We start from the raw sequence: 23099 nt of genomic DNA, 5'->3' as shown, positions 1-23099 counted from the left end.
AATCAGACATAGAGTGTCACCATGAGAGAAAATCATGGCTTGGACGACATTGTCCAAGCCATAGGAGCCATTTGGGGGTATGGGTGATTAAGCGGCTGCTTGCATCATTTTTGCTTTGCGAACTTTCTTCAGAGTTACACACGTTACTGCGGTAACTACTGCGCCAACTGCCATACAAATCAGAGCAAGTACTGGATGGTTCATCGCGCCAAGTAGAGCCACAACTGGACCGCCGTGAGCAACACTGTTGGTAATGCCGAATGAGAACGCCATTACTGCCGCTACCATTGAGCCAAGTACGTTTGCAGGAATCACTGACATTGGATCTTGCGCTGCGAACGGAATCGCACCTTCAGAGATACCAACCAGACCCATTGCACCAGCTGCTTTGCCCGCTTCGGTTTCTGATTCTTCGAACAGGTCGAACTTACGACCAAGCGCCGTTGCCAGTGCCATGCCTAGAGGTGCAACAGGGATTGCACACGCCATCGCACCCATAAATTGAGTTTGACCGCTCGCAATCATGCCCACAGAGAATAGGAATGCGACCTTGTTGAATGGACCACCCATATCGAAGCCAGCCATACCACCAAGTACGATACCCAGTAGAACGACGTTACCTGTACTCATGCTTGTTAGTAGTGCAGTCAGACCATCCATTAGGCTTGCGATTGGCGCGCCGATAACGAAGATGAAAAGACCAGCGATGAACAACGAACCTGTGATTGGCGCAATCATGATTGGCACCAAAGGTTGAATGAACTTGTGGTAGTTAATCGACGTAATCCACTTCACGAAGTAACCCACAAGCAGACCAGCGATGATGGCACCGATAAAGCCTGTACCTGCGTCTGCGCCGTAGAAAGAACCGTTGTTTGCAATCCAACCACCGATCAAGCCAGGAGCTAGAGCAGGACGGTCAGCAATCGCGTAAGCAATGTAACCCGCTAGGATTGGGATCATCAGCGTAAAGGCAACCACACCTACGTTGAGGATTTGGTTCCACATGCTGCCTTCAGGAATAGCCATGCCCGCTTCACTTGGTTGACCACCGACTGCAAGAGCAAGTGCAATCAACAGACCACCCGTTACAACGAATGGGATCATGTGTGATACGCCGTTCATCAAGTAGCGGTACAGGTCAGAGCGAGCCTGAGAGGCTTTGTTTGCAACAGACGCTTGTGCATTGCTGCTTGCTTCTGCTTGGTATTCTGGAGCGCTTAACGCTTCGTTAATCAGACCTTGAGCATCGCGGATAGGGGCTTTTACGTTGGTTTTAACCACGCGTTTACCCGCAAAGCGGTTCATGTCGACTTGTTTGTCACATGCCACGATGATTGCGTCTGCACGTTCGATTTCTTCTGTGGTTGGGCTGTTTTTCACACCGATTGAACCGTTGGTTTCAACCTTGATTTCGTAGCCCATCGCCGCTGCACCTTTTTCTAGTGCTTCTGCTGCTAGGTAAGTGTGCGCAACGCCCGCAGGACAACCAGTAACACCAATGATGAAGCCTTGGTTTGCTGGTGCGTCTGCCACTGCTTGCGGCTCTTCTTTAGCAAGTAGGAGTGCCAGTGCGTCTTGGCTGTTTGCTGCACCTAAGAACGCATCAATGAAACCATCTTCAATCAGTTTTGAAGACAGTTCTGCAAGAACTTCGATATGGTGGTTATCGCCACCGTCTGGAGAAGCGATCATGAAGAACAGTTTTGAAGGTAAACCGTCTTCTGCGCCGTATTCGATACCTGATTTGCTTACGCCGATCACAACCGCTGGTTCAAGAACTGCTGCACTTTTCGCGTGTGGGATAGCAACGCCATCTTCAAATCCGGTGTTACCTAATTCTTCACGTGCTTTTATATCTGCAAGAAATTGCTCTTGGTCTGAAATACGACCTTGGGCGTGTAGAACTGCAACCAGTTCTTTAAATACGTCTTCTTTTGAAGTCGCTTGAAGATCAAGCTTAATCAAGTCTTCATTTATTAGTTTGGTGATCATTGTCGAACCCCTATAAATATAATTTTTATTTCAGGGGTATTTTGAAATTAACCAAGCGGAGACAGTAGTGAAGAAAAAATGCATTTACTGGACGATTGTAACCGCCCGACTAGAGTGTGATGTAGATCGTCTACTGGATAAGCTTACTGCATATCTGTGACATTATGTGGAAGTCGATGAACCATAAGTGAAATGTGTCATTGCTCCCATATATAAGGGTTTAAAGGCTTTGTTGATGATTTGCTAGACTGGATAATTGATGCGTTAACTGGATTTTTGTAACCTTAAAATGGAAGTGTGATTTTGCTCAATAGCACAAAAATCCAGTAGGGTGTATATCTATAGGTATAGCATCATGGATGCGTGTTTAAGAGTACGTAAAATGATTTTTCATGATTTGATTTCATCAGTATTAAACGAGCGAGAACCATTCCACAATATATGGTTTGCTGGTGATTTTCATACACCACCTGAATTTAGCTATCAGGTTAACTTCCCTCGATTAGAATTGGTCTTATCTGGTGAATATATTAATGAAATGGAAAGTCATGATCGCAAAGTGACGCATATCGTGGCGAAAACCGGTGATGCGATATTTATTCCGCCTAACTGTTGGAATAAACCTGACTGGGATACAGACTGCTCGGTATTAAGTATTCTCTTTGGTCGCCGTCAATTGGGTTTGAGTCTCGTGTCCAAACGTAAAGGGGAAGCGAGCTTTTACGATATTCAAAAACACAGTATTCAAACTCGTTCTGGATTTGCCATTGATAATATCTTGGAAGCGCTGAGTTCATTGGCTCGTGAGTGCAATAAAAAGCCAATGGATGAGTTGTTGCTGCAAGCCTTGTTGCAATACGCTAAGTCGATGTTAGATGCGCCTATTGAGACGCAGGCGCACAGCCGAGTGCAAGATCTGTATCAGGGTATTTGTATCTATATCCAAGAGAACTTCCATCGTCCAATCACACGTGACAGTATTGCGTCGAGGTTCAGCATCTCTTCTAACCATTTGTCGCGTTTGTTCCGTCAGCAAGGTCACATGACGTTAGCCGATTACATTACGTGGGTTCGAGTAGATCGCGCGAAGTTTATGCTCAAGAAATACAACTTTAAGTTGAATGAGGTATCGGTGCGCTGTGGATTCAAAGATGTGAACTATTTCTGCCGAGTCTTCAAGAATCGCACTGGCAGAACGCCGACGGAATATCGCGGTTCAATTTAGAACGGAAACTAAAACGGTAAAGGTTAAGCAAGCAGCCTCGACATGGCGTACATCAGAAGTGCCTGTAAGTCGACGCTGCTTTTTGTTAGCAGTAAACGCTCAGCCATTTGGTCGGTCAGCAGGTTACGAGTTAAGTTGGTCGCTGCAATGATGTGCTCGCGTGTGGGCTTTGCTGGCATTACTAATGCTATGGCAAGATGCACTTCACCCATTTTAGATGCCCAATCCATCGGTATCTCATTGGCGATCACTGCGATAGAAATGTGGTCCACACCTTCGAACATGACGTGGGGCAGGGCAATGCCTGGTGTGACTGCGGTCGAAGATCGTTCTTCGCGTTTGATAAAGGCGAGAATGAGTTCGTCTGGGTGAATCGGATGAATAAGCTGCGCTAGCCCTTTCAAGCACTCAAACTTGGTGAGCTCAGTGTGCGCTTTGGCGTAATGCCATTTAATTTCACAAGGCGGGCAGATTTGCGGAAGACGCTCAGCAAGTTGGCTTGAGAACTCGTAGTTGATGTGAGAACCCACAACGGTGAAGTTCTCAGCAATCATATCTTTGATAACGAAACAGGCAAGCTCGGCGTCAATACCAATAGCCGTGATTTGACACAAGTCGCCTTGCTGCAAGCCAACTTGTAAAACCGCGATTGACTTAGTGAGTTCAGCGACGCGATTTTGGGTTATGTTGATGATGTGTAATGTGCTTTTGAACTTTTTGGCGACGCGATTGAGGGGCTGTGCGACATGAGCACTGGCATTAATATCGTCGACAAAAAAGGTGATTTGGTATTCGTTCATCAGCACAGCGTATCATCGACAGTGTACAAGGAATACTTTATCGACATTGAGTAACACGTCTTCAATCGGGATTTGGACTTTGTTGGTGCCTTCAAAGCGAGCTGGTTGTTCAATCTCAATATCGGACACAATTAAGACACGATCCGCTTGTGCAATATCGTGGGGAGTGAGCTGATTCTCAATACCCATTGCACCTTGCGTCTCAACCTTAATTTGTACGTTATGCTTAGGCGCAGCTTTCATTAGTGCATCTGCCGCCATATAAGTATGAGCGATGCCTGTAGGGCACGCTGTCACCGCTACGATCTTCATGTTCTATCCACTTTATTTTTTTGTGGATTTTAGCATAGTGACCGTCGGAAGGATGGATTTAAAGCAGATAATCGCAAGAGCTCTATCACAGTTTAAATCTCATGTTACATTAATCCAGTTAATGCACTTTTTGTCCTGTATTGGAAAGGACGAGTGTTGGTTACTCTGTACACAGTCATAGATGGAACAAATAACTCATGACTCTCGAGCGTGAACATTGCAAGGTACAAACAATGGACATATTAAACCTTATTGAACCGGAAACCATTTGCTTGGATTTGCAGGCTCAAACCAAAGATGAAGCGCTCAAAGAGCTCGTCGAATTGTTGGACGCTGCGGGCAAGCTCACTAGCAAAAGTCAGTTCTTGGCGGACATTTGGAAACGAGAAGAGATTGGCAATACCGGTTTTGACGAGGGTATTGCCATTCCTCACGCCAAAAGCAATGCGGTCGCAAAACCTGCAGTCGCAGTAGGCATCAGCCGCAAAGGGATTGATTACGGTGCTGATGACGGCGAACTGTCTGACGTATTTTTCATGCTGGCCTCTCCGGATGGGGATGATCATCACCACATCGAAGTCTTGGCACAAATCTCCACCAAAATCATTGAAGATGGTTTCGTCAATAAGTTAAAAGCGGCGAAATCAGTGGATGAAGCACACGAACTACTCACTGACATTCAGTCGAACGCAAACGACTCAGGTTTAGATCCTCTGGAATTCGCATCCGAACCCCTTAGCCCTTGGGCACAAAAGCTGAGCAGAATGAAAGAGCACTTGCTGTTCGGCACTTCACATATGATCCCGTTTATTGTCGCGGGCGGTGTATTGCTATCTCTCTCTGTGATGATCTCAGGTCATGGTGGGGTTCCGAAAGAAGGCATTCTGGCTGATATCGCCAAAATGGGTATTGCTGGTCTGACACTATTTACCGCGGTATTAGGTGGTTACATTGCCTATTCGATCGCTGATAAGCCTGGTCTTGCTCCGGGAATGATTGGATCTTGGATTGCGGTTAGTCATTACAACACTGGCTTCTTGGGCGCGATTGTCGTCGGATTTTTCGCCGGCTTTGTGGTTTGGCTACTGAAGAAGATTCAATTGCCGGACAGCATGAGCTCCCTCGGCTCGATTTTTATCTACCCACTGGTTGGTACGTTTGTCACCTGTGGCGCTGTGATGTGGGTGATCGGCTCACCGATCGCCAGCGCAATGACAACCATGAACGATGTGCTCACGGGTATGGCGGGCTCAGGCAAAGTGATGTTGGGCACCGTGCTGGGTGCAATGACGGCGTTTGATATGGGCGGTCCTATCAACAAAGTGGCGACTTTGTTTGCTCAGACTCAAGTGAATACTCAGCCGTGGTTGATGGGTGGTGTCGGTATCGCGATTTGTACCCCGCCTTTGGGTATGGCGTTAGCAACTTTTCTATCGCCAAGTAAGTTTAAACGTGATGAACGTGAAGCGGGTAAAGCCGCGGGCATCATGGGTATGATTGGCATCAGCGAAGGAGCAATTCCGTTTGCGGCGGGTGACCCAGCTCGCGTACTGCCTGCGATTGTTGCTGGTGGTATCGTCGGTAACGTGATTGGGTTTATGTTCCATGTCATTAACCATGCTCCGTGGGGCGGCTGGATTGTGCTGCCAGTTGTGGACGGCAAGATTGGCTACATAGTTGGCACAATTGCAGGTTCGCTTACTACAGCATTGATTGTTATTGCGCTTAAGAAGACAGTCACAGAAGACGATAGCTCTGTCGGTCAATCTCAAGCTTATACGTCTGTGCAAGGCGAGGGCGAAGCAGACATTCTTGCCGTGACGTCTTGTCCATCAGGTGTGGCGCACACCTTCTTAGCGGCGAAGTCACTAGAAAAAGCTGCCTGTGCGTTAGGCATTAAGATCAAGGTTGAAACGCAAGGTGCGAACGGCATCATTAACCGAATCACTGACAAAGATATCGCCAAGGCGAGGTTTGTAATCTTCGCTCACGATGTCGCCATCAAAGAGCCGGAGCGATTCAGAAAAATGAAGGTGCTGGATGTCAGCACTAAAGACGCGATGCTCAATGCGGCAGCACTGTTGCAGGCGAAAAGAATCCCTTAAGTATGTAGCCCCCTAACTCAGGCTATCTGCTAGTTAGCTCCATCATTTTTGATGGAGCTTTTTTATCCCTGAGAAAAGTGCTTAACCAAGAAATCAATAAAAGTGCGAATTCGCTGAGGTTGGTACTCACTATCTTTGTAAACCATGTACATTGGTAGCTTAACTGATTGATATTGCGTTAGTACTTGAATCAGTTCACCGTTGTTAAGCTCTTGTTCTACCATCCATTTTGGCATTGCCGCGATGCCTTGCCCAAGCTTTGCCATTTGCACCAACATCTCGGGGCTATCACTTCGCACCTGCTCTTTCACTTTGACTTTAATGGCTTCATCACCATCGCTGAAACGCCACAAGTTAGATGGATTAGAGAGTGAGTAGGTTAAACAAAGATGTTTGCTCAAATCGTTAGCGATATGGATAGGTTTGTTCTTGTCGAGGTAGTTGGGAGACGCGAAGTAAACCAATTCGTTATCCATCAGCCAACGCGCTTTTAACCCCGAGTCTTTTAGGTAGGCGGCACGAATCGCGATATCAACATTGCCTTCAACTAAATCGACAAACTTGTCCGAAACTGACACATCGACGCTAAGCTCCGGATGTTGGTTGAGAAACTCATTCAGCGGCGCAGATAACAAGCGAACGCTAAACGCACTCGGTACTGAAAGCTTGAGCTCGCCAGAGACCGACGCTTGCTCTCGTCTAAGCTGCGACTCGAAGGTATCCATTTGCTCTGTGAGTGTCTGCGCCAGTTCGAGATACTGCTTTCCACCAGAAGTTAAGCTAATAGCGCGAGCATGACGATGAAACAAAGTGATGCCAATTTCTCTCTCAAGCCACGCGATCTTCTTACTCACTGCGCTCTGAGTGGTATTGAGCTCATTGGCGGCAGAGGTAAATGAACCTAACTGAGCGACACGAGAAAAGACTTTCAAACAATCAAATTTATCCATGAGGCATTCCTGTTTGGAATGATAAGTAGCTAAATATTACCCTCCTTAAGTTTCAAGTGGAATGCTTTAATGCTTCCATCATCTGTTCGGGAGTTAAAATTATGGTGTTTATTCAAGGGTTGTTAATCGCGTTTTTCTTGTTTGCCAGTTCTATCAAAATCATCGGTTGGGTGAAGCCGATTTTTGAGCCACAGCTCGCTTTCTTTCATAAATATGGATTGAACCGTGCCGCTATGTTTTTGGTTGGACTGGTTGAGGTAACGGGTGCAATTTTGATGTTAATTGGCTTGCTATCGGCGAACAACTTGTTAAGTGCGATAGGTGCAAGTTTTATTGTTTTCACCTCCGTTGGTGCTATGTTTTTCCATTTTCGTTTTGATACTTGGAAAGATGCGATTCCGTCTATTGTGACGCTTTTATTGTCACTTTTGGTAGCTTCGCCTTTGATTGAGTTTGTTGCGCTTATTTAAGACGAAATTATTGCAAGTAATGTTCTGAAATCTTTAGTAACATGTTTCAAATAGTAACTGTTTCAAATAGTAATAGTTTCAAAACGTCACTTATTTCGAATTCAAGGAGGCTTGCAATGGAAAAACTAAGAGTAGCATTTATTGGTCTGGGTGTGATGGGATACCCAATGGCTGGTTACCTAAGTAAAGCGGGCTATGAAACCAAAGTATACAACCGCACAAAGGCGAAAGCTGACAAGTGGGCTGAAGAATACCAAGGCGTGGCTTGTGAAACGCCACGTGAAGCGGCAGAAGGCTGTGACATCGTTTTTACCTGTGTGGGTAATGATGATGACGTTCGTAGCGTTGTTTACGGTGAAGAAGGCATTCTGGTCGGCTTGAAAGCGGATGCAGTGTTAGTGGACCACACGACGACTTCTGCAGATCTAGCGGTAGAACTGGCTGAAGCGTGTGTTAAATACGGCAATCACTTCATTGATGCGCCAGTTTCTGGTGGTCAAGCAGGTGCAGAAAATGGTGTCCTAACCATCATGTGTGGTGGTGAACAAAGCATTTTTGACCGTGTGTCTCCAGTGATGGATGTGTACGCGAAGCAGATGACACTACTGGGTGAAAACGGTCAGGGTCAACGCTGTAAGATGGTAAACCAAATTTGTATTGGTGGCGTTTTACAAGGTTTGAGTGAAGCTTTGCTGTTGGCACAAAAATCAGGCTTGGACATCGCTCAAGTTGTAGAAACGTTGAAGCACGGCGCTGCAGGTTCATGGCAGATGGAAAACCGCGCAAATACGATGGCGGAAGATAAGTTCGATTTTGGCTTCGCTATTGATTGGATGCGCAAAGACTTGGGTTTCTGTCTGCAAGAAGCAGAGCGAGTGGGTCTAGAACTTCCACTGACGAAGAAAGTGGATGAGCAATACGCAGACCTTCAGCGTGATGGCTTAGGTCGCATGGATACATCAGTACTGATCAAAGCGGTCGCTAAAAATCAGTAGTTGATGAATCAGTAATAGATAAACAGTTCTTTGGTATCAAAGAGCTTAAAGAAATCTAAGTTAATCATAATGAATCTCCTTGAGTATGGTTGTGATTAGTGACCTGTGATTAAGGATTAGTGATTTGAAATCAGGAGGTGCTGTAGAGCACCTCCTTTTTTATGTCTTTTAATCACACAGTGTGATGATTACAGCGTTCGCTTACTTGTTTAAGCCTAGTGCAATCTCAAGACCTTTGCCGTACGCTTCGTCCGCTTGGTATGCGTGTTGAACGTGGCGCTGTTGGATGAACTCTGGCACACCGTCCATTGCGCGAGCTGTGTTGTCGAACAGAGTTTGACGTTGCTCTTCGCTCATCAGACGGAATAGGTCACCCGCTTGGCTGAAGTAGTCTTCGTCTACACGGTGATCGTAGTGATCAGCGTTGCCATTGATGCGTAGAGGTGGCTCAGAGTAATCTGGTTGCTCTGCCCATTCTTGTTTGTAGTTTGGCTCGTAACCCAGTGTTGAACCAAAGTTGCCATCAACGCGCATTGCGCCATCGCGGTGGTAGCTGTGAACAGGGCAACGAGGTGCGTTCACAGGGATTTGATGGTGGTTCACACCTAGGCGGTAACGCTGAGCATCGCCGTAAGCGAACAGACGACCTTGTAGCATCTTATCTGGAGAGAAGCCGATACCAGGGACTACTGCTGCTGGGTTGAACGCTGACTGCTCAACTTCTGCGTAGAAGTTTTCTGGGTTACGGTTCAGTTCAAACTCACCAACTGGGATCAGTGGGTAGTCTTTTTGAGACCACACTTTTGTTAGGTCGAATGGGTTGAAGTTGACTTCATCCGCTTCTAGCTCAGGCATGATCTGTACGTACATCTTCCATTTAGGGAAGTCTTGACGCTCAATCGCTTCGTAAAGGTCACGGTGATGGCTTTCGCGGTCTTTACCGACGATTGATTCTGCTTCTTGGTCAGTTAGGTTTTTGATGCCTTGCTGAGTTTTGAAATGGAATTTCACCCAGTAACGCTCGTTTTCTGCGTTGATAAAGCTGAATGTGTGGCTACCAAAACCATGCATATGACGGTAAGAAGCTGGGATACCACGGTCGCTCATTACGATAGTCACTTGGTGGAATGCTTCTGGTAGTGATGTCCAGAAATCCCAGTTGTTGGTAGAGCTACGCATGTTAGTGCGAGGGTCGCGTTTTACTGCGTGGTTTAGGTCTGGGAATTTTAGCGGGTCACGTAGGAAGAATACTGGTGTGTTGTTACCAACCAAGTCCCAGTTACCTTCTTCAGTGTAGAATTTTAGTGCGAAACCACGGATATCGCGCTCTGCATCTGCTGCACCGCGCTCACCAGCTACGGTCGTGAAGCGAGCGAATAGTTCTGTTTTTTTACCGATGTCAGAGAAGATTTTCGCGCGAGTGTATTTTGTAATGTCGTGCGTTACAGTGAACGTACCGTAAGCACCAGAGCCTTTTGCGTGCATACGACGCTCTGGGATCACTTCGCGGTCAAAGTGCGCTAATTTTTCAAGGAACCAAACGTCTTGTAATAGTTGAGGGCCACGAGGACCAGCAGTCATAACGTTTTGGTTATGGGCGACAGGGCAACCTGCTGCTGTAGTCAGTTTTTTGCTCATTTGATTTTCCTTGCAATATAGTGATTATTTATCGACTTTTCGGCAACTGCTCGAAAGTTATGCAAGGAGAATAGCGCTGCAACTGAGAATAAAAAAACTGTTATTAGCAATCAGTGTGATAGGTATCACCTATGCTTTAAGTGCTTGTTAAACAATGCCTTTGTGTCAATTAACATTATTTGTCGTATGGATTAAAGGTTGTTCTTGAATGTGGCTTATATGAATAATTTCTGTCTATTTCAATTAAATCGGAAATAGACAGAAACTTAGGCTACTCAGCGCAGATTGGCAGTCATTAAGTTAGCCATACTTTACCTCTAGCTCTTCAGCTTTGTGGAATGCTGGGTGAGTGGCAAGCTGTGCACCATAGCGTTGAATGTTAGGGAAACGCTCAATAACGCCAAACTTGTTTAGGATGTCGACAATAAACGACATCATGAAATCCGCGCCTGTTAGCCGCTCTTCAATAAAGTAGGTTTTTCCTTTAAGGCTTTGATCAACGTAACCCATGACTTTCATGGTTTCCGCATCTGCATAGTCAGCTAGGAAATTCGTTTGCACGCCATCTTTAGCGACAAACATTTTGAGAAGCAATGGAACCATGGCTGAGCTCTCTGCAAAGTGCATCCATTGAATGTATTGCGTGTAAGCTTTGCTGCCACGTTCTGGTGCAAAACGCCCGTCCGCGTACTTCTCAATTAAGTATTCAGTGATGGCACCAGACTCTGTAACGATCTCGTCGCCATCTTCCAATACGGGTGACTTGCCGAGTGGGTGAATGCTCTTGAGCTCAGGTGGAGCAAGAAAGGTGACACTGTCACGAAGGTAAGGTATGACTTCATAATCTACGCCCAGCTCTTCTAGTAACCAAATGATGCGTTTTGAACGAGACTGGTTTAAGTGATGCAGTTTAATCATAGAAGAATCCTTTTCTTATACAGGTTGATTAGTTTTAATAACAAGTTTGCCGAAGTTTTTGCCTTCCAGCAGACCGATGAATGCTTCTGGTGCATTTTCTAAACCTTCCACTAAATGCTCACGGTAGTGGATTTTGCCTTCCGCTAGCCATTGGCTTACATCTTTCACGAAATTTGTGTAGCTTTGCTCATAGTGATCAAAAATGATGAAACCTTGCATCTTGATGCGTTTGACCAGGATGTTGCCCATCAACATCGACATACGATCGGGACCTTCTGGTAACGCTGTCGCGTTGTATTGAGAAATCAAACCACAAAGTGGCACGCGAGCGCCGACATTTAACAGAGGTAACACGGCATCAAAGATTTTACCGCCTACGTTTTCAAAGTAGACATCGATACCTTTGTCGCATGTTGCTGCTAGTTGATCTGCAAAGTCATCTGCGGTGTGATCAAGACAATCATCAAAGCCTAGGGTTTCTTTTGCGTACTGACACTTCTCTGCGCCGCCTGCGATACCGATTACACGACAACCTTTTAGCTTACCGATTTGACCAACCATAGAACCGACCGCACCGGTTGCAGCAGCGACAACTAAGGTATCACCAGTTTTAGGCTGACCAATTTCCAATAAACCCACATAAGCGGTAAAGCCAGGCATACCAAGCACACCAAGGGCATAAGAAGGATGCGTCGGCTCACTACCTAATTTAAATAGACCTTCGCCGTTAGATAGCGCGTAATCTTGCCAACCTGTGTAAGCTACCACCCATTCGCCTGCTTGGAAGTCAGAGTTCTTCGATTCCACGACCTGACAAACGGTCCCGCCAACCATTACGTCGTTTAGTTCAACAGGATCTGCGTAGGATTTGCCTTCATTCATTCGACCGCGCATATATGGGTCGAGAGATAGGTATACGCTGCGCAGAAGCACTTCACCTTCACTTGGAGTAGGGATAGCAGTTTGTTCTAAACGGAAGTTCTCTGGGACTGGCGAACCTTTTGGACGGTTAGCCAATACGATTTGACGGTTAAGCGTTTGGGTCATGGTAAGTTCCTACATTAATTATTAGACCAGTCGTCTAGTTTTTATTCCTAAAAAATCCGCCGTACTTTTTGGGTAAAGATAAGGCGGATTAAGTGTGGTTCGTTATTTGCCTTTTAGCATACTTTGAGTGCTCTCAAAGCTGCGTATTAAGCCGGAACGATCCTGATACAGTTTGTTGAGTAAGCTTGCACCAATCCATTGATGATAAATCAAGTGGGCGGTTTGTTCTGCTGATTCAACTTGGATAGAGCCGTCTTCAATGCCCGCTTGGACACAATCTTCGATGGCTTTCACCACTTGAGTGGCACCCGAAGCCAGTCTTACACGCATTGCTTCTGAAAGATCAGAAACTTCCGCGCTCAACTTCACCACCAAGCATTTGTTGGCATTACATTGACCATTTTCAATCGCCATCCAGCGCTCGAAGTAGCTCAATAGGCGCTCGGAACCAGAGCCTTCACTTTCAGTAAAGTGGGCTGTGATCATTTTAAGGTAGCGAGAGAAGTAATCTTCAATCAATGCCTCACCAAATTGCTCTTTCGACTTGAAGTAGTGGTAGAAAGAGCCTTTCGGCACATCCGCTACCTTTAATAGTTCTGAGAGTCCAACACTGGTAAAACCTTTGGTCACTACCAACTGGTAGCCGACATCAAGAATGTGTTGGCGTGTATCGTTCGTTTTTGCATTCATGACTAATACTATAAAATCGATTAGACCAGTCGTCTAGTAATTTGTAAATCTTACTTGATCAGTTCGTATTCAATCACATACAGCTCATCGATATTTGGGTAGATCTCACGGATAAGTTCTTTCAGTTTTGTCAGTTCAATCGCTTCTTGCTCTGCGTGGAACTCATTGATGTCATCAAACTTCAGTGGTGCTACTGACAGGATTTTAATGTCGCATACCTTGCGATCTGTTTCTAAGGTAAACACTTCCACTTCGGTATTGGGCACGTAGTGGCTTTCTGATTCATCACGAATCGTGATTGTCTTTTTACCTGCAGTGATAAGTGGTGTTAGGAATTCAAAGAAGGTTATTTTAGTTGGATGTGAAGACATAACCGATGCTCATATTAATGTAATAGGGCGAGAGTATATCTCGCCCTTTAAGAAAAATATCCAAAAAAGTGCTCACCAAAGACGCCTATGTAGAGTCGCTATTTCGAGGTGTGTAGTTTGTCGCTTTAGAGTGTTGAGTGCGCCGAAAATGTTATTGTTTAACAATGATTTTTAGAAGCTTGGCACAGAAATAACCTAATATAATACCGATCCAATTAGTGCTTAAGTCATCAAAACTGAAGGAGCGAGTTGCGATAAATAATTGGCTGAACTCCTCTAAAGAGACGATAAACAATAGGACGATCAGTAACCGAATACCAAACATGTCTGCGTTTGTTGCTGTCACCCATTTAGGGAAGTTAAACACGGCTAGAAAACCAATCAAAAGGCTAAAGGTAAAATGTAACGTACTTGAGCCGCCGACATAATTCTCTAGATTTTGGTACGTGGCATGACTGATATCAGAACTCTTCCAAAGCGATAGAGAAATCGTCAGTAGTAACACTCCGATAAAGCTAATTCGTGCAATCGTATTTGTCATATTTACCCCACTGGAAAAAAGCCAAGATAACGTTTCACGAAGTAGAGTGCGGCTAAGTTTTGGATTGCTAAACCTATCGCCATTGCCCAAGCTGCGCCTAATACGCCGTACCATTGAGAGAGTGTGACCAGTAATGTAATGGAGATAACACCAGATACGATAGTGATGTATTTCATGGTCTTTTCATGTCCACTCATAAGCAATAAAAACCCAACTGAACCTGTTGCCACATTCACTAGTTGCCCTAGCGACAATGCAACGAGTAAGGGCGCAGCTGCAGTAAACTCTTTGCCAAACAGTTGCATAACAAACTCAGGAAAGGCGACGCACACAACCACGGGAATCATTGCTGCTCCAATATTTGCACGGCATGCCAAACGACTAAGGCTTTGCAGTCGATCTAGTTTTCCTTCCTTATAGAGAGAAGCAAACATCGGAGCGACGACGAAGTTAATTGTGACTAACACAAAGCCAATGAGTAATGAGGTGCGTTGTGCTGCTGCGAGTAAGCCAAGATCGGAAGTTGCGAGAAAGAAACCCGCAATGACCAAGCTGCCCCACTGAACCAAATTGGAAAAGATGCTGCCAAACCAAACTTGTTTTGCTGAATAGGTTAGCTCGGTATTTTTATCCGTTTTCCCATGACTATATTGATCAGACTTAAGCCATTTGATGCTCGATTGGAGAGCGACAGCCCCTGTTGCTATGACGAGTAAAATCATAAGGAGGTCTGCATCAATTGAGTAAGCTCTCTGAGCCACTAATACCAGCGCAACCATAAAGAAGCTCACGCCGAGTTGTAACGCAAATAGCGAGGGGACAACTCGTCTAGAGGCTTGCAATACTCGGCTATTTGTCTGCCCAATAACGAGTAATGGGATCGACAACAAAGCAAGTGCCAGTGCAGCGTCGGAAACGCCAGTTGTGTTTACGTGTTTAGGGAAAAAGTTGAATGCCAAGTAGATAAAAGTACACGCTGCTACACTAAACAACAGACTTCGTGCTAGCGCGATACGGTAGTTGTTGCTCTGTTCCTCACTATTGTTATTCGAGAAACCAATAGCGTTGTACTTAACAAGCGAAACATCAAATCCTAACTGAGAAATAATGGCAGTGAAGTAAGCGAGATTAAACAAAAAGAAAAACTGCCCTGATGTCGATGCATCTGTGACTCGGGAAACGATGAGCGTTAAAAGAAACGCAAAACCAGCACTCAGAACACGGGTAACTGCGGTTTGAAAGCCGAGGGAAAACAGACTTTTTTCCTTGTTCTGAGTGGCTGCGCGCTTTTGTTGTAGTTGTTGAAGCATTTGATCCTCTAGCTGTAAATGCTGATTAGCGCGATTCGTTGTTTTTCTTCACTAAATGTTTCATTGAGCTCCTTTGAGTACTGATTGAAGTCAATATCGTGGTAGTGATTAATGCAATGGGTGATTTGTTTTGCCATCTCTTGTGGACCTTGTGCCAAGAAAGGGTAGTTAAGATCTTTGGTGGCACCGATAGAGCGAATGACCATAGGTAAATGCAGCTTCGCCGCTTCAAGAATGGTCAGCGGCATACCTTCCCAAGCTGCAGTATGTAAGTACAAATCCGAAGTTTTGAGTAGGCTAACGACTTCATCTCGTGGAATCATGCCCGTGACTTTAATACCTTGTGCACGTAACTGATCTTCAAGCTCTCTCTCGCCGCCACCAATCCAAGTGATATCAATATCATGTGCTAACTCAGCCTTTTTGATTTGACCGAGTGTATCAAGCAAGAACTGAGGATCTTTTTGTGGAGCGACTCGTCCTAGAATGACCAATTTCAGTTGAGTTTTGTTAGTATTTGGACTGCGCTCTTCGCTACCATAGGTTACGTAGTTATTGAGTAACTCAGCGCGCTTAGCGCCTATGCTGATGGCTAAATCGCATTCGCGTTGACTGCACCCAGCAACAACATCGATTTTTTTGAGCGCGATTTTTTCTAACGTCTTGTAAATCTGTTTGGCAAAATTGGAAATATCTTCACGCTCAAATGCATAACAGTGGGGCGTGTAGATAAGGCGAGCATGACCGAGCTTTAAGAATCGACCGAGGAAGCCCGCTTTACTTGAGTGCAAGTGAACAAAATCTGGCTTGATCTCCGCAATGAATGCGTTTGCGTCCTTCATGAATTGCAATAAGTTGCCCTCTACCCATTTTGTGTGGCTAAAGACATGGTTGCTTGATTCATTAGTCATATCATTTGAGCGAGCACGAGCAAGCAATGAATGCTCGAATGCTTCGCTACGCGAAGAGTGAACGTAGCTGTAGAGTGCTGTTTGAACCCCACCGCCAAAAGCTTCGGTTATGTGCAGTACTTTCTTCATTATGCTTTGGTCCCTGGAGTTTGCTTCCACTTGTTCTTAAATGCTTCACGCTCTTGCTCTGAGTAAAGGTGACGATAAAGAGGAAGATCGTACATGTAGAAAAGCTTGGAGAAGTCGTAATGCTCTTTAAAGTACTGATGGATATTGGAATACCACTTGTTCTTTGCTTCGTTGCTGTTTTTAAGAATAAAATCATCAAGCTGAAGAAACTCACCGATCTCTTTATCAAGGGAGCTCAGCTGTTCGCATTTAATTAGAATGACACTCGCCTTTTCACTACTGAATGTATAAAAAGGTTGAGTGTTATCAATCTCTTGGCGAAGTACATCGATGTTGAAGTTACGTTTAAGCTCGTTATCGAACCAGTTAGCAAAATAATTAAGGTTAAGGTAGTTATCGAAGCAATGCTCTAAATGTTTGTAAGTCACATCCATATCGCGATGGATAGCGTCGTTTTTCTTGCCTTCGATGAATTGAATATGCAGGTCTTGGAAAAAGCGGGAGAAAACCGTTGCAATTGGGTCACGTACCAGAGTCACAATCTTGATGTTGTCGCGCTTTTGTAAGATGCGTTTTCTTTTGTTGAGAACAAGGCGATACATGGTGCGGTTTTTAAAGTCGAAGAATTTACTCACATCTTTTTTATTGTGGTACATCTGGAACTCTTCGTGATCATCAAACGTGTGGATGTGGTAGCTCGGAATTTTACGCTCACCCAAAGTATGCTCAATAGACGACGAACCGACTTTACCCATTTGGTAAACCAGCACGAAATTGTCTGCTTGAAGTTCTCGGTTTTTCTCAAATTGTCGAGAGATTGAATATTTCATTTATCCTATCCTTGATAGCTTTAAATTGTTTGCTCTTCGCCATTTCTATTTGTTGGTTGGTGGCGAAATCAGTTAATTGGGTTTTGAATCATGAGCAGGTTGAGAGTGGAACTCTGCCGAAACGGTTGTCTCTTGCTGGAGGTTATAATGCCTTGCTTTACTGATCATGACGGGTAGTAAAAGTATTAAAATGATGGTGGTATTCACGGCGACAAAAAACACCATGATTAGAGCGTAGATTGCGAGTAGGAAGCTCTTTCTATTCTCTTCCAATGAGTTGAAACAGCCCTTCATAAAGTGCACATAACCACCAAATAACAACAAAATGCCTAATAGCCCGTATTCGATAGAGGTATCTAGAACAAAGTTGTGGGTGTAAATCGCTAACTCATCGTAGTTAAAGTAGTTGATCATGTAGTGAGGTAACATCTTTGCTCCGACACCTAAAATTGGATATTGAAGCAAGATGTCTAACCCGTTTGCCAAGAGCAATTTACGGTGTAAATTGGAGACCCAACGCGCTTCACTTTGGTTGGCAAATAGGATGTCTTCCTGAGTAATTTCGAGCTTGTCTGCAAGCTGGTCAAAACCCACGTAAAGCGTTGTTGATACGACGAAGAAGATGACTAAACTTACCCCAATCAGAACAGTCCAAGTGTAGGTCTCACTGATGGTTTGTCGTACTAATCGCTTGATCACCAGTTGATCCATAAAAACCAACAAGCAAAAACCGAGCAACGCTTTTCTCTCTTGAGAAAGAACCAGTAGTACGAATGCAAATAGCATTAATAGGGGAAAAGCGCGGATTTTGTCTCTGTAAAGGTAGAGTAGGGAGCAGAGAACACCGAAGGCGTACTTACTCACGCCCAATAGCTTGAATCCACTCTGGTAGCCTTGTGAGAAGTGCCACAGCGCAACAAGAGAGCAAATCACCAGTAAGCTGTATGTAAAATAGACCATGATTCGGTCGTCGTTAAAGACACCGTAGGCGTAAAGCAAACACAGCAAACTTAATATGGCTATCCATTGAACTGTCTCCGTAACCAAAGGCATAAATGGGACACGATTAAGAAGTCCATTGACAAAAACATAGCTGGTAAACAGTAATAAGAAGCCCATGCGAGGATGTAGCAATGCATGGGTCTTACCTTCCAGTATGATAAGAGCCACCAAACCGATCGAGAGCAAGCTTGCAATATCGGAAGGCGCGAGTACGAGGCTACCTGCTCCCACTTTAAATGGTGCGAAAAAGAGGGAGAGCGTAATTGCTGCCAGTAATGAGATGCGACTACTTACTGGTGCAGAGTTGCTGGTAAAGTCCATAGTAACCGTCTCGGAATTTGTTGATGGTGTATAACTTGGCGCGATTAACTGAGTACTCGCTTGCTCTGTTGTACATTTCTTGGGTGGTGCAAAGTTGAGTTAATTTGTGGGCAAGTTGCTTTGAATCTCCCAGATCAAACAGGTATTCGCTGCTGCCCATGACTTCATCTAATCCAGGTACGTCAGAAGACAATACTGGCAAACCTGCTGCCATCGCCTCAACCGCAGCTAAACCGAAGCCTTCCACTTTAGAAGACTGGACGTATACGTCGATGTCGCTCAGGAATGACGGAATATCAGAGATGATGCCGTGAAAATGAACCCTTTCGGCAATATTGAGTTGATGACTAAGAGACTGTAGTTCGGTGCGTTTACTACCATCTCCCGCTAAGTGAAGCTCATAATTGGTCGGCATTAGGGCAGTCGCACGAATCAAGGTTTCATGGTCTTTATGCTCATGCAGTCTTCCGACCATACCGATATTAATAACTGGCTTTTGTAGCACTGAACTGGCGGACTTTGCGACCATTGGAAAACGTTCGAGATCAACGCCATTGTGTACAACACGATATTTGTGTTGGTAGTGAGGCATGAATTTCACGAGCTCTTCTTGCACTTTTTCACTGATGCTAACAGTAAGGTTATGACCTCTGTAAAGCAGGTGTTCCATGAATTTGAATAGGGGGTAGTCACGGCGGCGGTTATAAGAACAATGCTCGGTTTGAATTCGTTTTTTCCCCACAGCTAATAGCGCGAGATAGATGGAAGGATATAGGTGACCATGAACTAAATCAGGCCAACGCAACAGTGACCACTTTTCTTTTAGTGAAAGCGTTTTCCAGTTAAAACATTCGATGCCTTGAGCAGATAACAAGTCCAGATAGTCGTTGTCATCGCACAATACAAGAATCTTTATATCGTATTGAGGTGCGTGTTCCATCACAAGATCCACAAGGAATTTTTGCGCGCCCCCATTTTTGGATAAGTCATTGATGATATGAAGTATTTTTGTTTTCATAATTAGGCAGATAAGTAATCTTTTTTGAACTTTTCGATCTCAGATGCAGAAAAGAAATGCTTAGTGAATTTAGAAGTGAGCATTTCTTCAATGAGCGCTACTTTGGGATGAAAAGTACGTTTAAATTCAACAAGAAGAGGGGAGTACCACTTGTTATCGGCTTGGTTGTCATGCTGCACCTTTACTTCTTGTTGTAAAAAGGTGCTAATTGCTTTTTGTGACTGATCGAGTTTATCGACACGAACAACCATAAGAGAGAAGTTGTCCTTTTGGTAAACTTGATATCCAAGCTCATGATCAAAAGGGTGTGTAAACACGTCGATGCCAGTGAGTGGCTTGATTTCATTATCAAACCATTCCAATGGATATTGATGGTTTACATGCTCCTCAAAAGCTTCATGTAACAATTGAGAACGTTCAGAGCGTACTGCACTGTCATCGTTTAAGTACTTTGCCGCCATCCAGAATGGTAGGGATTGGAAGAACATGGATATGTTTCGACCAATCGGCTCACGCACTAAAGAAATGATGCGGACTTGTTTCTTACGCTTGAGCATGCGACTCATGATCAAGCGCTTTAATAAGCGCTTGATGTAGTTAGTCGCAGGGTTATGCAGTTGTGCACGAACTGGAGATATCTGTTTTTCTGCATCGATAGACATCAGATCGTGTAGATGAATCGATTTTGGAATCGATTTCTCCAACGCGCTCGACCCCACTTTTCCCATTTGATAAATCAGTACCGGGCTGTCCTGCTCCTTTAACAGTTGGTACCACTGCATGCTAAGGCTAATAGGCGTACTGCTGGACATAATTCGCTTCTCCTTCCTTTGATTTTGCCTGAGTAATCAGAACGCCAAGCGAAGGAACTGAGTGTTGAATTTGTTTAGATAGCGCAGCGTTAACCAATGATGCCTTGGTCGATTCTGATCGGATTACCGTAATTAATCCGTTTGCTTTCTTACCTAGAATGAGTGCATCGCTCACTGATAGCAGTGGAGGCGTATCAATAATGATGCGGTCATATTTCCCCTTGAGGTATTCGATCAATTTGTCGAAACGATCGGATGCCAACAACTCTTGTGGGTTTGGTGGAATAATCCCTGCAGGCAATACATCTAGATTCGCCTCCTCGCTGCGAACAATACACTCACTTAGCGATGTATCCATCGTAAGGATATTGGTGAGTCCAGGGCTCGACTCCGAGATATTAAAACGTTTGGCGATCGATGGTCTGCGTAAGTCGCAATCGATGATCAAGACTTTCTCCATGGTGGAAAAAGATACTGCCATATTGATGCTCGTTGATGTTTTGCCTTCTTCTGGAATAGCTGAAGTGAAAGGGAGCACTTTCTGTTTCGAGTTTGTTAATCTGAGCAGGAGAGAGGTTCTGACCGAGCGGCAGGCTTCGCTGAACAGTTTCTCATCTTTGTCGAGATAAGCGGTATAGCTCACCCCACCTTTGCGTAGATTACGCTTTTTCACTCTTGGTATTGTGCCTAGGCAGGTGACACCCAGCTTTTCTTGTACATCTGAAGAAGTACGAATCACTTCACGCAATGTTTCTAAAATGATGACAAGCGCACAGGCAATAGCAAAACCAAAGAAGGTTGCAATTAACACCAGCTTCATACGTTGTGGCGCAATCGGGAAAAGCGGAATGATTGCTGGATCAGTAAAACGCGCAGTGACGTTTTTGTAATCGCTAGTGGCGCTGGTCTCTTTCTCGCGGTTCAAAAACGCTTCATACAAATCTTTGTTCGATTCGACCTCTCGCTTCAGTTGCTCATACTTGGCTTTTTGGGAGCCTAACATTTGGAAATCTGACTTTTTGCTGTCTAATTCCGCGCGAAGCATATCTTCTTGCGCTTTCGCTGCGAGTAAGTCTTGTTGTTTGCTGAATGAGATTTCGCGAATCAGCTGTTGAGTTCGGGTGCGAATTGAATCTAGCTGAGCCCTAGCTTGAACCATACGGTCATGCTTTGGTCCATAGCGTTGAGAAAGCTCAGAGACATTTTTCTCAGCTTGAGCTTCAGAAAGTTTAAGATCGCGGATCTGCGCTTGGTTTGCAAATTCGTCGATAGACAGAAGGCTATCTAAGTCTTGTGAAGATTTACGCTTCAAAAGGTCGATCAGAGTCTGCGCTTCAATACGGTTGTTAATCGCGGCATTTAACTTGCGGCTTAGCTCTTCGAGTTCACTGGCGTAGATATCATCAATACCATTGATATCAATCAGACCTTCTTGCAATAAGAAGTCTTGTAGCGCTTGCTCAGACGTTCTCAAGCGTTGTTCTAGCTTTTGTGAGTTATTGGTCAACCAAGTCGCTGCGTTTTGAGTAATTACTAGCTTGGCTTCGAAGTTGGTATCGATGTATGCCTGACCGACGGCATTCGCAATCTTGGTCGCAAGCTCGGGATCAGTAGAGCGAAAGCGAATTTTCACTAGCTGAGTGTTACGTACAGGTTCGATCTCTAGCTTCTCTTTGAATGCTTGAAGAGCTTGGTAGTATGGCTTTGCATGCTGTTGAGTTTCTTCAGGGTTTGGAGACACTCGTAACACATCTTGTACTAGTGGGATGGACTTAATCTCATCAATTTTCTGCTCAAATCTACTTGACCCTGTGAACTCAGGGTGCTGGGTTAAGTTAAGCTGAGTAATCACTTTGTCGGCAATGTGATTTGATTTAAGAATGGCGATTTGAGTTTGAAAGTACTCTTTTTTAGTGGTGTCCACGCCGTACACTTCTTCAATTGAGAGTGCACTTTTTTGCTCTTCTTGAATAAGAAGGGTAGCAGTGGCTTGGTATACCGACTTTTTCGAATAGATATACCAAGTGCAAGTGAGAGAAAAGATGATGGTAAACGCTAAAATGCTTAACCAATTCTTTTTAAGTGTTCGGTAGTGATGCCCAAAACGAATCAACTCGATGCGATTGGAAGAAGGATGAGTAGAATGAATTCCGTTCATTGAATTGCCTGTCATTAGAAGAAGCTCTGATCGATAAATACAATGTCGCCAGGCTCTACCGAGCGCTGCATGTTGACGCTTTCAACAGTTTTACCTGTTGCATGTTGGGTAAGGTTGATACTTTTTCTTGATGCTCGGTCGGTCAAACCACCGGCTAGAGCGATCGCTTTTTCTATGGTGAGCCCTGGTTGATATTCAAACCCACCTGGTTTTCTTACTTCACCGTTCACATAGAAAAGTCGAAAGCTGTTGATTGTGACCATGACTTTAGGGTTAATGAGGTAATCACCTTTTAGCCCGGTTTCTATTTCGTATTTCAGCTGTTTTGGTGTTTTGTTGATCGCCTTGATGCGTCCTAGGTATGGGTAATCGAAGTAGCCATCTGACGTAATTAGGATGTTTTTTATCGTCAGATCTTCTTCGCCATACACTTGTACAGAAATGGTATCGCCTGTATCGAGCAAATAATCTTGCTCACTGGTATTTGCCGAAACAAAGGCGCTAAATAGAACCAGCGTTAAGCCAAGCAGCGTTGTTAAAAGGTTCATTGA

General features: G+C 44.6%; 22 protein-coding genes. 4 read left to right on the top strand and 18 right to left on the bottom strand.

The genetic code is table 11. The features are described from left to right. Positions 1–87: 87 nt before the first annotated feature. On the bottom strand, positions 88–1995 hold the full coding sequence (locus tag QMY49_RS16770; protein WP_283315564.1) for a PTS fructose transporter subunit IIABC: 1908 nt from the start codon (positions 1993–1995) through the stop codon (positions 88–90). Positions 1996–2377: 382 nt separating this feature from the next. On the opposite strand from QMY49_RS16770, the gene QMY49_RS16765 reads away from it, so the two are divergent. Continuing rightward, a complete protein-coding gene (locus QMY49_RS16765) occupies positions 2378–3220 on the top strand; it encodes a helix-turn-helix transcriptional regulator (RefSeq protein ID WP_005451367.1) in 843 nt (280 codons plus the stop codon). Between the two features lie 23 nt (positions 3221–3243). On the opposite strand, the gene QMY49_RS16760 is transcribed toward QMY49_RS16765, so the two are convergent. After that, complete coding sequence (locus QMY49_RS16760) at positions 3244–4020, bottom strand: PTS sugar transporter subunit IIA (protein WP_017188665.1); 777 nt, start codon at positions 4018–4020, stop codon at positions 3244–3246. Positions 4021–4032: 12 nt separating this feature from the next. Then, positions 4033–4332: a PTS fructose transporter subunit IIB gene (locus tag QMY49_RS16755; protein WP_005441202.1), complete on the bottom strand. Its 300-nt coding sequence runs from the start codon at positions 4330–4332 to the stop codon at positions 4033–4035. A gap of 233 nt (positions 4333–4565) precedes the next feature. On the opposite strand from QMY49_RS16755, the gene QMY49_RS16750 reads away from it, so the two are divergent. Beyond that, on the top strand, positions 4566–6437 hold the full coding sequence (locus QMY49_RS16750) for a fructose-specific PTS transporter subunit EIIC (RefSeq protein WP_274791074.1): 1872 nt from the start codon (positions 4566–4568) through the stop codon (positions 6435–6437). 62 nt (positions 6438–6499) lie between these two features. Here QMY49_RS16750 and QMY49_RS16745 read toward each other — a convergent pair whose 3' ends face one another. Then, positions 6500–7387, bottom strand: coding sequence for a LysR family transcriptional regulator (locus QMY49_RS16745; RefSeq protein ID WP_283315555.1), 888 nt, complete (start codon positions 7385–7387; stop codon positions 6500–6502). A gap of 101 nt (positions 7388–7488) precedes the next feature. Here QMY49_RS16745 and QMY49_RS16740 point away from each other — a divergent pair, with 101 nt between their 5' ends. Continuing rightward, on the top strand, positions 7489–7857 hold the full coding sequence (locus tag QMY49_RS16740) for a DoxX family protein (RefSeq protein WP_045404742.1): 369 nt from the start codon (positions 7489–7491) through the stop codon (positions 7855–7857). Positions 7858–7973: 116 nt separating this feature from the next. Then, positions 7974–8852 carry an NAD(P)-dependent oxidoreductase gene (locus QMY49_RS16735; protein ID WP_005451374.1) on the top strand — a complete coding sequence of 293 codons (879 nt, stop codon included), beginning with the start codon at positions 7974–7976 and terminating at the stop codon, positions 8850–8852. A gap of 201 nt (positions 8853–9053) precedes the next feature. Here the strand turns inward: QMY49_RS16735 and katE2 are convergent, their stop codons facing one another. From katE2 to QMY49_RS16665, 14 genes are all read right to left on the bottom strand, one after another. Beyond that, positions 9054–10490 carry a catalase KatE2 gene (gene katE2 / locus QMY49_RS16730; RefSeq protein WP_005451376.1) on the bottom strand — a complete coding sequence of 479 codons (1437 nt, stop codon included), beginning with the start codon at positions 10488–10490 and terminating at the stop codon, positions 9054–9056. Between the two features lie 300 nt (positions 10491–10790). Continuing rightward, positions 10791–11408, bottom strand: a complete 618-nt coding sequence (locus tag QMY49_RS16725; RefSeq protein WP_050932435.1) for a glutathione S-transferase family protein — start codon at positions 11406–11408, stop codon at positions 10791–10793. Positions 11409–11423: 15 nt separating this feature from the next. Next, on the bottom strand, positions 11424–12455 hold the full coding sequence (locus tag QMY49_RS16720; protein ID WP_283315548.1) for an NADP-dependent oxidoreductase: 1032 nt from the start codon (positions 12453–12455) through the stop codon (positions 11424–11426). Positions 12456–12557: 102 nt separating this feature from the next. Further along, positions 12558–13145, bottom strand: a complete 588-nt coding sequence (locus QMY49_RS16715) for a TetR/AcrR family transcriptional regulator (protein WP_009697152.1) — start codon at positions 13143–13145, stop codon at positions 12558–12560. A 50-nt stretch (positions 13146–13195) separates the two neighbouring features. Then, entirely contained in the window at positions 13196–13516 is a 321-nt protein-coding gene (gene yqfB / locus QMY49_RS16710; protein WP_283315543.1) for a N(4)-acetylcytidine aminohydrolase, read from the bottom strand. Positions 13517–13667: 151 nt separating this feature from the next. Then, positions 13668–14057: a VanZ family protein gene (locus QMY49_RS16705; protein ID WP_047515229.1), complete on the bottom strand. Its 390-nt coding sequence runs from the start codon at positions 14055–14057 to the stop codon at positions 13668–13670. A 2-nt stretch (positions 14058–14059) separates the two neighbouring features. Then, a complete protein-coding gene (locus tag QMY49_RS16700; protein WP_069219152.1) occupies positions 14060–15367 on the bottom strand; it encodes an oligosaccharide flippase family protein in 1308 nt (435 codons plus the stop codon). Positions 15368–15375: 8 nt separating this feature from the next. Further along, positions 15376–16407, bottom strand: coding sequence for a glycosyltransferase (locus tag QMY49_RS16695; protein WP_009697149.1), 1032 nt, complete (start codon positions 16405–16407; stop codon positions 15376–15378). Further along, the gene (locus QMY49_RS16690; protein WP_050903254.1) at positions 16407–17237 is read right to left on the bottom strand and encodes a putative capsular polysaccharide synthesis family protein; all 831 of its coding nucleotides are present in this window, start codon (positions 17235–17237) and stop codon (positions 16407–16409) included. Before QMY49_RS16690 ends, QMY49_RS16695 begins: the two co-directional genes overlap by 1 nt. Before the next feature lie 72 nt (positions 17238–17309). Then, positions 17310–18560, bottom strand: coding sequence for an O-antigen ligase family protein (locus QMY49_RS16685; protein ID WP_283315533.1), 1251 nt, complete (start codon positions 18558–18560; stop codon positions 17310–17312). Further along, positions 18526–19578 carry a glycosyltransferase gene (locus QMY49_RS16680; protein WP_283315531.1) on the bottom strand — a complete coding sequence of 351 codons (1053 nt, stop codon included), beginning with the start codon at positions 19576–19578 and terminating at the stop codon, positions 18526–18528. Before QMY49_RS16680 ends, QMY49_RS16685 begins: the two co-directional genes overlap by 35 nt. A 2-nt stretch (positions 19579–19580) precedes the next feature. Further along, positions 19581–20390: a putative capsular polysaccharide synthesis family protein gene (locus QMY49_RS16675; RefSeq protein WP_017188677.1), complete on the bottom strand. Its 810-nt coding sequence runs from the start codon at positions 20388–20390 to the stop codon at positions 19581–19583. Next, complete coding sequence (locus tag QMY49_RS16670; protein WP_017819346.1) at positions 20368–22563, bottom strand: GumC family protein; 2196 nt, start codon at positions 22561–22563, stop codon at positions 20368–20370. Before QMY49_RS16670 ends, QMY49_RS16675 begins: the two co-directional genes overlap by 23 nt. Continuing rightward, positions 22563–23096 carry a polysaccharide biosynthesis/export family protein gene (locus QMY49_RS16665; protein ID WP_005453398.1) on the bottom strand — a complete coding sequence of 178 codons (534 nt, stop codon included), beginning with the start codon at positions 23094–23096 and terminating at the stop codon, positions 22563–22565. Before QMY49_RS16665 ends, QMY49_RS16670 begins: the two co-directional genes overlap by 1 nt. Positions 23097–23099 lie beyond the last annotated feature (3 nt).

Source organism: Vibrio harveyi (assembly GCF_030060435.1).
In the GTDB taxonomy this organism is placed as follows: Bacteria; Pseudomonadota; Gammaproteobacteria; order Enterobacterales; family Vibrionaceae; genus Vibrio; species Vibrio harveyi.
This window is presented reverse-complemented; position numbering and strand designations above follow the sequence as displayed.

What these genes read in the sequence shown, in the direction of transcription:
- QMY49_RS16690 (WP_050903254.1), bottom strand. Translation starts at nt 17,237, where the DNA reads ATGAAATATTCAATCTCTCGACAATTTGAGAAAAACCGAGAACTTCAA.
- QMY49_RS16745 (WP_283315555.1), bottom strand. Translation starts at nt 7,387, where the DNA reads ATGGATAAATTTGATTGTTTGAAAGTCTTTTCTCGTGTCGCTCAGTTA.
- QMY49_RS16755 (WP_005441202.1), bottom strand. Translation starts at nt 4,332, where the DNA reads ATGAAGATCGTAGCGGTGACAGCGTGCCCTACAGGCATCGCTCATACT.
- QMY49_RS16695 (WP_009697149.1), bottom strand. Translation starts at nt 16,407, where the DNA reads ATGAAGAAAGTACTGCACATAACCGAAGCTTTTGGCGGTGGGGTTCAA.
- QMY49_RS16765 (WP_005451367.1), top strand. Translation starts at nt 2,378, where the DNA reads ATGATTTTTCATGATTTGATTTCATCAGTATTAAACGAGCGAGAACCA.
- QMY49_RS16685 (WP_283315533.1), bottom strand. Translation starts at nt 18,560, where the DNA reads ATGGACTTTACCAGCAACTCTGCACCAGTAAGTAGTCGCATCTCATTA.
- QMY49_RS16735 (WP_005451374.1), top strand. Translation starts at nt 7,974, where the DNA reads ATGGAAAAACTAAGAGTAGCATTTATTGGTCTGGGTGTGATGGGATAC.
- QMY49_RS16720 (WP_283315548.1), bottom strand. Translation starts at nt 12,455, where the DNA reads ATGACCCAAACGCTTAACCGTCAAATCGTATTGGCTAACCGTCCAAAA.
- QMY49_RS16750 (WP_274791074.1), top strand. Translation starts at nt 4,566, where the DNA reads ATGGACATATTAAACCTTATTGAACCGGAAACCATTTGCTTGGATTTG.
- QMY49_RS16665 (WP_005453398.1), bottom strand. Translation starts at nt 23,096, where the DNA reads ATGAACCTTTTAACAACGCTGCTTGGCTTAACGCTGGTTCTATTTAGC.
- QMY49_RS16670 (WP_017819346.1), bottom strand. Translation starts at nt 22,563, where the DNA reads ATGACAGGCAATTCAATGAACGGAATTCATTCTACTCATCCTTCTTCC.
- QMY49_RS16715 (WP_009697152.1), bottom strand. Translation starts at nt 13,145, where the DNA reads ATGAATGCAAAAACGAACGATACACGCCAACACATTCTTGATGTCGGC.
- yqfB (WP_283315543.1), bottom strand. Translation starts at nt 13,516, where the DNA reads ATGTCTTCACATCCAACTAAAATAACCTTCTTTGAATTCCTAACACCA.
- QMY49_RS16760 (WP_017188665.1), bottom strand. Translation starts at nt 4,020, where the DNA reads ATGAACGAATACCAAATCACCTTTTTTGTCGACGATATTAATGCCAGT.
- QMY49_RS16740 (WP_045404742.1), top strand. Translation starts at nt 7,489, where the DNA reads ATGGTGTTTATTCAAGGGTTGTTAATCGCGTTTTTCTTGTTTGCCAGT.
- QMY49_RS16680 (WP_283315531.1), bottom strand. Translation starts at nt 19,578, where the DNA reads ATGAAAACAAAAATACTTCATATCATCAATGACTTATCCAAAAATGGG.
- QMY49_RS16725 (WP_050932435.1), bottom strand. Translation starts at nt 11,408, where the DNA reads ATGATTAAACTGCATCACTTAAACCAGTCTCGTTCAAAACGCATCATT.
- QMY49_RS16770 (WP_283315564.1), bottom strand. Translation starts at nt 1,995, where the DNA reads ATGATCACCAAACTAATAAATGAAGACTTGATTAAGCTTGATCTTCAA.
- QMY49_RS16700 (WP_069219152.1), bottom strand. Translation starts at nt 15,367, where the DNA reads ATGCTTCAACAACTACAACAAAAGCGCGCAGCCACTCAGAACAAGGAA.
- QMY49_RS16675 (WP_017188677.1), bottom strand. Translation starts at nt 20,390, where the DNA reads ATGTCCAGCAGTACGCCTATTAGCCTTAGCATGCAGTGGTACCAACTG.
- QMY49_RS16705 (WP_047515229.1), bottom strand. Translation starts at nt 14,057, where the DNA reads ATGACAAATACGATTGCACGAATTAGCTTTATCGGAGTGTTACTACTG.
- katE2 (WP_005451376.1), bottom strand. Translation starts at nt 10,490, where the DNA reads ATGAGCAAAAAACTGACTACAGCAGCAGGTTGCCCTGTCGCCCATAAC.